This window comes from Reyranella sp., assembly GCF_044224635.1.
Classification (GTDB): domain Bacteria; phylum Pseudomonadota; class Alphaproteobacteria; order Reyranellales; family Reyranellaceae; genus Reyranella.
The window spans coordinates 1-10,909 of record NZ_JBGAKA010000022.1 but is presented as its reverse complement, the minus strand read 5'-3'; the positions used below and the strand labels follow the sequence as shown (position 1 = coordinate 10,909).

The window sequence follows — 10,909 nt, the reverse complement described above, 5'->3', positions numbered from 1 at the left end:
TGCTGTTTTGGACCGACTTAGCAGGACTTCGACCAGCCAATTGGCGAGGAAAGCGCGGCGTCTCCAGGACGGCCCAGACGGGGCGGACTCAAAAAATTTCGTCAACAGTTTCGTCTTCAACCAGAAGCAAGTTGCTTCGAACTAGCTGAGGAGTGGCTACAGCCATGGCATTCCCGATCGACACGCCTGCCGAGATGATTGGTCAGCTCTATGTCGGGTACTTCGGCCGCGCGGCCGACCCGGATGGTCTGAACTACTGGATCACTCAGTTCAATGCGGGCATGTCGCTGCAGGCGATCGCGAACTCGTTCGCGGTGCAGCCGGAGGCGACGGCGCTCTACTCCTACCTGGCGGCGCCGGCGGTGGGCGACCCGGCGGCGTTCGTGACGGCGATCTACCAGGATCTGTTTAACCGCGGCCCTGACGCGGGCGGTCTGGCCTACTGGGTCAACCAGCTGACGGTGCAGGGCACGCCGCCGGGGCAGATGGTGCTGAACATCATCTCGGGCGCGCAGGGTGCGGACAAGACGTCGGTCGAGAACAAGACGCACGTGGCGGTGGACTACGCCCAGAAGTTCGTCAACAACAACCTGACCTGGATCGGCATCGACAACATCCAGGGCGCGCGCGACGTCGTGGTTCCGGTGACCAGCGACCCGGCGACGGTGACGACGGCGATCCTGCAGATCGACGGCATCATCACGCAGGAGCTGACCAACCCGCAGAACATCTCGCTGACGCCGAACCTGTCGACCATCCAGTCTGGCGGCACGGTGGCGATCACCCTGCACGCCGACCCGTCGCAGGCCAACAAGGACTTCCAGTACACGATCACCGGCATCGATTCGTCGGTCGTCAAGGGCGGCCAGCTGTCCGGCACGGTCAAGCTGGGCAGCGACAGCACGGCGGTGATCAACGTCGGCACGGTGGTGACGGCGGCGCAGCTCAACACGCCGAACGAGACGATCAAGGTGACGGTGGGCCCGATCTCGACCAACGTCGGTCTGACCGAGGGCACGCAGGTGGTGACCCAGACGGGTCCGGTGAACGAGGGCAACTCGTTCAACTTCACGGTGACGACGTCGGGGGTCGCGGCGGGCTCGGCCAACGGGCTGGTGCAGACCTACACGATCTCGGGGGCCGGTCTGGCGCACATCCCGGTTGCGGAGCGCTCCGGCACGGTGACGCTGGACAACAACGGCGTCGCGACGGTGACGGTGCACACGCTGGCGAGCCTGGCGGACAGCGGCACGACGCAGGTGACGATCACGGTCGGCAACGACGCGCCGGTCAACGTGGTGATCAACGAGACGGCGGTGCAGACGATCACGCCGAGCTCGGGCACGATCCAGGAAGGTGCGCAGGTCATCTTCAAGGTCACGACGACGGGCGTGGCGGGCAGCGCGGTCGCGGGCCAGGTCGAGAACTGGACGCTGAGCGGCGCGGGCGCCGGCCAGATCAACGGCCCGCTGTCGGGCACGGTGACGCTGGACCAGGACGGCACGGCGACGGTGACGGTGTCGACGCTGGTGAACGGGTTGAACGACCTGTCGCCGGCGAACCTCGTGTTCACGCTGCTGAGCGGCGCGGTGCCGGTGGGCACGGCGACGGTGGGCATCAACCAGGGCTCTCAGGTGACGACGAACACCGGCCCGGTGAACGAGGGCACGGCGTTCAGCTTCACGGTGACGACGACCGGCGTTGCGCCGGGCTCTGTGGAAGGCCGGATCGAAAGCTACACGCTGACCGGCCCCGGGCTGGCGCACATCCCGGTTGCCGAGCGTAGCGGCACGGTCGTGCTGGACGCCAACGGCAGCGCGACGGTGACGGTGCACACGCTGACCGACCTGACCGGCGCGGGCGACACGACGGTCGACATCGCGGTCGGCAACAACGCCGCCTCGACGGTGACGATCCACGAGACGGCGGTGCAGACGGTGACGCCGAACGTCGCGACCATCCTGGAGGGTGGCGCGGTCGTGTTCACGATCAACACGGCGGGCGTGGCCGGCGGCTCCGTGGCGGGTCAGGTCGAGACCTGGACGCTGAGCGGTGCGGCGGCCGACCAGATCAACGGCCCGCTGTCGGGCACGGTGACGCTGGACAGCAACGGCAGCGCGACGGTGACGGTCCAGACGCTGACGGATGCGCTGAACGACTTCTCGCCGCAGGATCTGGTGTTCACGCTGAAGAGCGGCGCATCGCAGACCGCGCAGGCGACGGTGAACGTCAGCCAGGGCTCGCAGGTGACGACGAACACGAGCCCGGTGAACGAGGGCTCGGCGTTCAGCTTCACGGTGACGACGTCGGGCGTTGCGCCGGGCTCGGTGGCAGGCCGGCAGGAGAACTACACGATCACCGGTGCTGGCGTCGACCACATCCCGGTGGCGGAGCGCTCGGGCATCGTGACGCTCGATGCGTCGGGCAACGCGACGATCACGGTGCACACGCTGGCCGATCTGGCCAACCCGGGCGGCACCACGACGGTGTCGATCCAGGTCGCCAACAACGCGGCCTCGACGGTGACGATCAACGAGGTGGCGACGCAGTCCGTGTCGGCCAGCTCGGCGACCATCCTCGAAGGCGGGTCTGTCGTCTTCACGATCAACACGATCAACGTGCTGGGCAGCTCGGTTGCCGGCCAGACGGAGACGTGGACGCTGAGCGGTGCGGCGGCAGGCCAGGTCAACGGCCCGCTGTCGGGCACGGTGACCTTGGACAGCAACGGCAGCGCGACGGTGACGGTCCAGACCAACGTCGATGCGCTGAATGACGGGCTGCTGAAGAACCTGACCTTCACGCTGAAGAGCGGCTCGACCGTGACGGCGGTCGGCGGGGTCGACGTCCTGCAGGGCACCCAGGTGACGACGGCGCCTGCCTCGGTGCAGGAAGGCAATGCCTTCACCTTCGAGGTGACGACGACGGGCGTGGCCCAGGGTTCGGTGGAAGGCCGGATCGAGACCTACACCCTGTCCGGCGCCGGCATCGACCACATCCCGGCAGCGGAGCGCACCGGCCAGGTCAAGATCGACGCCAACGGCAAGGCCTCGGTGACGGTGCACACGCAGGCCGACCTCGGCTCGCTCGGCAGCCATCCGGTCACCATCCAGGTCGGCAACAACGCGCCGGTCACGGTCGACATCCAGGACACGGCGTTCCAGACCGTGACGGTGAGCCCGGCCAGCGCTGACATCAACCAGGGCCAGAGCCTGACCTTCACGATCCACACGTTCGGCGTGGCGGCTGGCGCGCTGGCCGGCACGACGCAGACGTGGTCGCTGATCGGCAGCGGCACCAACCAGGTGACGGGCGGCGTGCTCTCCGGCACGGTGACGCTGGACGCCAACAACAGCGCGGTGGTGACGGTCGGGACCGACTTCTCGATCATCAACGGCCCGCTGACGCAAAACCTGACCTTCCGCCTGAACAGCGGCGGCCAGAATGTCGATTCGCCGACGGTGACGATCCACGAATCGACGCTGACGGTGACGCCGCCGGCGCTGCCGGTCGTCGAGGGCAACCAGGTGACCTACACGATCACCGGCGGGAACATCCCGAACGGCACGACCTTCACCTACACGCTGTCGGGTGACGCGATCGGCAACGTCGTGCCGGCGTCGCAGATCAACGGCACGGTGACGATCAACAACAACACCGCCACGGTGGTTGTGAACACGCTGTCGAACGATCCGAGCGGCCTGACGAAGGGGCTGACCCTGACGATCGACCAGGTGCCGACGGCCAAGGGCACGGCGCAGATCGCCGAGACGGCGCCGATCTCGTTCATCCTGACGACGGGGACCGACAATTTCGTCGGCAACCCGAACGGCAAGAACACCTTCTTCGCCGTGGCGAACTCGAACCCGCTGACGGCCTCGAGCACGCTGGGCCAGAACGACAACCTCGACGGCAAGGGCACGATCGACGGCCCGAACACGCTGTTCCTGCAGACCACCGGTCTGCTGCCGCAGACGATCAACGCGTTCACCACGAACAACATCCAGATCTTCAACATCAACCCGGGCCAGCAGCTGGGTGGCACGACGATCGACATGTCGAGCGTGTTCGGCATGACCAAGGTCATCAACGCCAACGCCAGCGGCAAGCTGACGCTGCTCAACCTGACGCAGGCGGCCGACGCCGAGCTCGTCAATCCGAGCGACATCTTCGGCAGCACCGTCGACATGGCGATGCAGTACCAGAACAACCCGCAGAAGCCGACGACGCAGAACCTGCTGCTCGACCCGACGGTGAGCCCGATCACCGGGCTGCCCAACTCGCGCTTCTGGGTCAACGTCGACAAGCTGTCGATCACCTCGAGCGGCCCCGGCACCAACGGCCTGATCACGATCAACGGCGCCACCAACACCTTCGCTGCGACGGCGTTGACCAGCATCATCATGCACGGCGACACCAGCTTCGTGCTGGGCGTCGACGGCTCCAAGCAGGCCGGCGCGGCCTATACCGGCGCGGGCTTCGGCTCGAGCGCCAACATGCTCGACCTCCGGGATTTCCGCGGCACCTTCTTCAATGTGGGTGATCCGGGCAACTTCCCGGGCATCACCTCGGTCGGCGGCCTCACCATCATTGCCGGCGTGACCGGGAATGCCGGCAACAACAGCATCGACGGCAGGTACGTGCCTGCGGCGGGCTTCACCGGCGCGACCCAGAACGGCGGCCCGGTGACGATCGCCGTCGGCGGCAATTTCGACCTCGACATCTGGAAGAGCAATGTCATCCGCCAGTCGATCCAGGTCTTCGGCAACGTCGACGTGGAAGGTTTCCCGTTCCCCGGCTCGCCCGACGCAAACGGCGGGCTGCTCCTCTCGGCGGTCGAGACGACCGGCGCCGGCAGCGCCCAGAACTACCAGGGCTTCAATGGCGGCCTGACCGGCTCGATCAAGACCAACGACGGTGATCTGTCGATCGGAACGAACTTCCGGGTCAACGGCATCATCAACGAGGTGATCAGCACCGGCACTGGCCAGGCGATCGTCTTCGGCGGCAACAGCCTGTTCACCATCAACGACACGACGCTCGACTTCTCGGGCGCCGGCACCACCGGGTTCCACGGCTCGCTCAAGGGCGGGAACACGATGGACAAGTTCACCGGCGGCAATGGCGTGAACACGCTGATCATCGACCCGATGATCACCAATGCGAACGCCATCAACATCGGTCTGAAGCAATACGGCACGGGCTGGGCGACCGGCGTGCAGCACATCACCCTGGAGTCGCTGACCCCGTGGGGCGGCACCGTGGGCGGTGTCGGCGGCGTGCTGCCGACCAACACGGTTGATCTCGGGCTGCTGAACCTGAACAGCAACTTCGTCGGCATCAACACCGGCTTCGCGCAGACCATTCACATCAATGGCCCGCTCACCGGCATCGGCACCGGCCAGACGTTCAAGGACGCGGTGTCGGGTGACACTTTCATCCTCGACAACAGCCAGACCGGCGTGCCCGGCGGCAGCATGCAAGGTCAGGTGATGGCCTTCGACTTCGCCCTGCCGACCGCCAACAACACCCTGAACTTCACGGCCAACAACGTGAACTCGCAGGGCGGGATCCCGCAGCTGGTGCTGCGCGACTTCGAGATCAACTCTGCGGCCGCGAACCAGCAGAACCCGATCACCACGGCGAACCTGCAGATGAACCGGTCGCCGGGTGGCCAGAACAACATCGTCACGACGCTCGATACCCTGAATCGGCTGTCGACCCTGAACCTGTCGGGCACGTCCAACCGGTTCAACGATGGCACCAACGTCCAGTGGATCATCGCTGCACTTGGTGGTGCTCAGACGCTCTCGACCATCACCGGCGGTGACCAGAACTACAACCTGCTCCAGCTGATCCCGACCTACCAGAGCGCGGCTGGCGGCACGATCACGCTCGGCAACGGCACCAACTCGATGGGCGCCAACGCCGGCAACTGGACGATCACCAGCGGCAAGGTGCCCGGCGGCGGCACCGAGTTCGACAGCGGAAACAACTTCGTCACCCTGAGCCCGCAGCTCGGCAACGTCCATACGGTGAAGACTGGTGGCGGCTGGGACAGCTTCGAGATCGGCTTCAACCTGGCGCCGGGTGGCGGCATCGTCGACATCATGAGCGGTGCCGGCAACGACCACTTCCTGTGGAACCAGGCCGGGATCTTCCCGTCTCTGAACTCGGCCCAGAAGGTCAACGCCGGAGACGGCCGCGATACCTTCGAGCTTGCCAACGGCGCCATCAACGAGAACGACTCGCTGTGGGGTCAGATCACGAACACTGAAATCTTCATGTTCGCGTTCGGCACCTGGAACAACAGCCTGCTGCTGAACTTCTTCGCCAACGGCTCGGGCCTCGACACGATCGTGACCCGCGGCAACGGCTCGAGCAACGTGATCTTCGAGGGCACCGGGTTCACGCACTCGATGCGCTACGAGATCGCGCCGGCGACCATCGGAGGCGGCGACACCGGCCACGACGCCATCATCGTGGCGGCCCTGCCGTCGGGCACCAACAAGATCACGGTGGCGACCGACACCAGCGGCTACAACAACGCCTTCCAGACGGGTCTGAATACCAGTGCCATCAACCCGGTGACCCTGGCGCCGACCAAGTCGGGCATCTTCGCCAACAACTTCTCGCAGAATGCGGCGACCCCCGAGGGCAACGTCCTCGAGCTGCAGGCGGACAACGCCACGGCGAACGTCTTCCAGTTGGGCGGCTACGGCACGCTCAACATGCACACGATCATCGGCAAGTCGGGTGGGGCGGCCAGCCAGACGATCTGGCTGGTCAACGACCCGGCGCTCGGCACCAGGACGACGACGGTCGACCTGACCGATGTCGACGGCAACACGATCGTCTACGCCAACGGCAGCACGCTGCGCGAGACGATCACCGGCGGCAGGGGCGATCTCCCCGGCGGCAACACCAACGTCCTGTTCGGCGGCTTCGCGGCCGACACGATCAAGGCGATGGGCACGGCCCACAGCTTCGGCGCCAACTTCATCTGGGGCGGCGGTGACTTCACCGGCGGCGCGCAGGACACCCTGTCGGGTGTGCAGGGCGGCGCGGACGGCAGCGACCTTGTCGGCACGGTGTTCTACATCAACGCGGTCGCCGAATCGCCCGGCGGTCCGTTCGATCCGACGTTCAACGATCGTGACGTTCACATCACGAACTTCCACGTCGCGACCGATACGCTGCTGATCAACCCGGCCGCGCTGGTCCTGGCCGACATCCCGTTCTTCCTCGGCGATGCGGCGGACTATGGCAATGCGCTGGCCCTGCTGGCTGGCGGCGGTGCGCTGCAGACCCAGGCGGTCTACCAGCTCGACCAGAAGGTGATGTGGATCGACGCCGACAATAACGGGCTGCTGAACCAGCTCGATATCCGGGTGTTCATCGACTTCGCCAGCCCCGGCTTCAATCCCGGCACGTTCAACTTCGGTGCGCTGCTTGGCTTGACCACGGGTGCTCAGGCCGCAGCCTACGCGGACGGCGTGCTCAACCCGTTCAGCAACGTCGACTTCTCCGGCACGCTGCTGCCGGGCGAGTGGCTGTTCGGCGGTGGTCCGGGCAACAACGACAAGCTCACGCTGCTGGGCGGTGACGTTGCCGACGGCATCCTGATCGGCTTCGAGCATCTCGAAATCCCGTTCCTCTCGGAGGGGACGCTGTCGATCCGTCAGTGGAACGACTTCTACCCGAACATCACGGGCGGCGGTGTCTTCAGCACGGTGCACTTCCGTGACGGCCTGGCGCCGTTCGAGAACACGCTGACGATCCTGAACCAGATCGGCCACTACGACTTCACGCAGCTGACGGCGGCCACCGGCGGGATCACGGTCTTCACCGAAGACTTCAACAACACCGGCCCGTCGATGCAGGCTGGCAGCACGCTCGTCGCGACCGACTTCAACGACACCTTCTGGGTCGACGAGGATGATCTCCAGAACGCGATGACGATCGACGGCGGCAAGGGCACCGATACGATCAATGTCGACGTGACGCTGACCTTCGGCTCGAGCTTCGGCCAGACGGCCGGCGGCGCGGGCACGACCGACGCGGTGGTGCTGAACGTCGAGAACCTGAACCTGCTCGACGGCGTCAACAACGTCGGCTTCAACCTCGGCACGCAGTTCACCAAGGTGATCGGCGGCAGCAACCAGGACTTCATCCGTGACCCGGAGAACCTCGCCGGTTCGTGGTTCCTGGATGTCATGGGCGGCTCTGGCCTGTTCGACACCAACATCATCCAGGTGAACAACGCGTCGAACGACCTGAGCCCGGGCACGATCCAGGCGACGGGCGGCTTCGTTGCCCTGAACATCGATGCCGGCGGCCCGTCGAACACGACGATGAAGTTCGGGCAGTACCAGCTGTTCGAGGCCTCGGCGATCGGTCCGTTCCTCGGCATCTTCCTGTCGGGCGGCTCGAACTTCGGCAACACCACGATCACCTTCTCCAACCAGGTGACGGGCGGTGCGGTGCTCGACGAGGACGTCGGCAACTGGGTGTTCTCGTCGGCCGACGACACGTTCGCGCTGGGTGAGAACAGCCAGAGCATCGACGTGAGCTCGGGCGGCGCGGATACGGCCATCCTGAACCTCGGCGGCACCTACAACGGCACCTGGGTCGGTGGATCGTCGAACGACACCGTCGTGTTCGCGGGCAACGTGAACATCTCAGGGATCAACGGCGGCGGCGCCACGACATTCGGCCAGGCCGACTTCACGGGCGTCAACCGCAACGTCAGCATGACGTACGCCCAGCACAACGGCTTTGCGCAGGCGTTCCTGAACACGGGCGGCACGCAGACCATCAACCTGGTCGATGGCGGCACCGCCACCGGCGATGCCGGGATCGAGCAGTACAACCTGAACACCGGTCCGGGCAGCAACGACGACATCTTCACGGTGGCGGCCGACAACGGCGCGCTGACCACCGGGAACCAGAGCGTCAACTTCGACAGCGGCACCGACGTCGTGAAGTTCGGGAACGGCACGTTCTCGGGCACGATGACGGGGCTGGGCGTCGGCGACACGACGTCGTTCACCGGCAACGCCAACGTTTCCGGCGTGAACGGCGGGTCCAAGATCGGCTCCAGCATCGTGACCTTCAACGGCCTGTCGCTGTCGGTCATCATGACGCTGGCCCAGCACAACGACTTCGTGCAGCCGTTCCTCGGAACCGGCGGCAGCACGCAGACGATCACGCTGACGACGTCGGGCACGGCGACGGGCGATGTCGGGATCGAGAACTACGTCCTTGCCAGCGGCAACGACAAGTTCACGGTGACGCCGAACAACCTCGGGCTGGTCGGCGGCGCGCAGAACGTCGACATCAGCTCCGGCGGCAACGACCAGCTCATCTTCGGGGCGGGCACGTTCTCCGGCAAGATGGTCGGCGGCGGCTCGGGTGACACGGTGGTGTTCACCGGCGGCACGACCAACATCTCCGGCATCAACAGCGGTGCGGCGGTGGGTCCGACGGCGGTCGACTTCAGCAACACCGACGTCAATGCGTCGATGACGCTGGCGCAGCACAACGGCTTCAACCAGCCGTTCGGCAACACCGGCGGCGCAGGCAAGACGCAGACCATCAACCTGACGACCTCTGGCGTCGCCACCGGCGACGGCGGGATCGAGCAGTACAACCTGTTCGGCGGGAACGACACCTTCACGGTCGCCCCCGACAGCGGCGCCTTCAAGCAGAACGTCGACTTCGGCGGCGGCACCGACATCGCGGTGTTCGGCACCGGCAAGTTCACCGGCAGCATGACCAGCATCGGTGCCGGCGACACGACGAAGTTCATCGGCAATGCGGACATCTCCGGCATCAACGGCGGTGCGTCGTTCACCGACAACGTGGACTTCAACAACGCCAACGTCTCGGTGTCGATCACCCTGGCGCAGCACAACGGCTACATCACGCCGTTCGGCAACACCGGCAACACGCAGACCATCACGCTCACGACCTCGGGCGTGGCGACCGGCGACGTCGGGATCGAGAACTACGTCCTCGCCTCGGGCAACGACACGTTCAAGGTGACGCCGGACAACGGCCAGCTGGTGGGCGGCTCGCAGAACGTCGACATCAGCTCGGGCGGCGCTGACGTCATCCAGTACAACAGCCCGTTCAGCGGCAAGCTGGTGGGTGCCGGTGCGGATGACACGGTGCAGTTCCTGGGCGGTGCCGGCCTGGTCGACATCGCCAAGGTGAACGGCGGCGCCGCGACGGGTGCCAAGTTCGCGGACTTCAGCGATGCCAACGTCGAGGTGAAGATGACGGTGGCGCAGCACAACGGGCTGCACACGGTCGACTTCAACAAGACGGCCAACACCCAGACCATCTTCCTGGCCGACTCGGGCACTGCCACGGGCGACAAGGGGATCGAGAACTACGTCCTGGCCGCCGGCGACGACACGTTCACGGTGACCAAGGACAACGCCGGCCTGGTGGGCGGCGCGCAGAACGTCGACATCAGCTCGGGCGGCAACGACACCATCAACTACGGTGATGGCAAGTTCACCGGCAAGCTGGTTGGCGGCGGTGCGGGCGACACGGTCCAGTTCACCGGCGGCGCCGGCACGGCGACCGACGTCTCCGGCGTGAACAGCGGCGCGGTCATGGGACCGAAGGCGGTGAGCTTCAACAACGCCGCGGTCGACGTGACCATGACGATGGTGCAGCACAACGACTTCACCAAGCCGTTCACCAACGTGACGGGCACGCAGACGATCACCTTGACGACCGACGGCACCACCACCGGTGACGCCGGCATCGAGCAGTACGTCCTGGGTCAGGACGGCTCGAACAGCAACGTGTTCACGATCGGCAAGCTTGGCCAGAGCGTGACCGGCCGGGCGGATGACGACGTCATCATCAACCCGTTCGGCGGCCTGACAGGCACCAT

1 protein-coding gene is annotated in these 10,909 nt (G+C 65.7%); it reads left to right on the top strand.

What is annotated here, in order from left to right:
• Nucleotides 1–164: 164 nt before the first annotated feature.
• The coding region (locus tag ACILR9_RS19505; protein ID WP_395711623.1) for a DUF4214 domain-containing protein at nt 165–10,909 on the top strand (10,745 nt) is incomplete at its 3' end.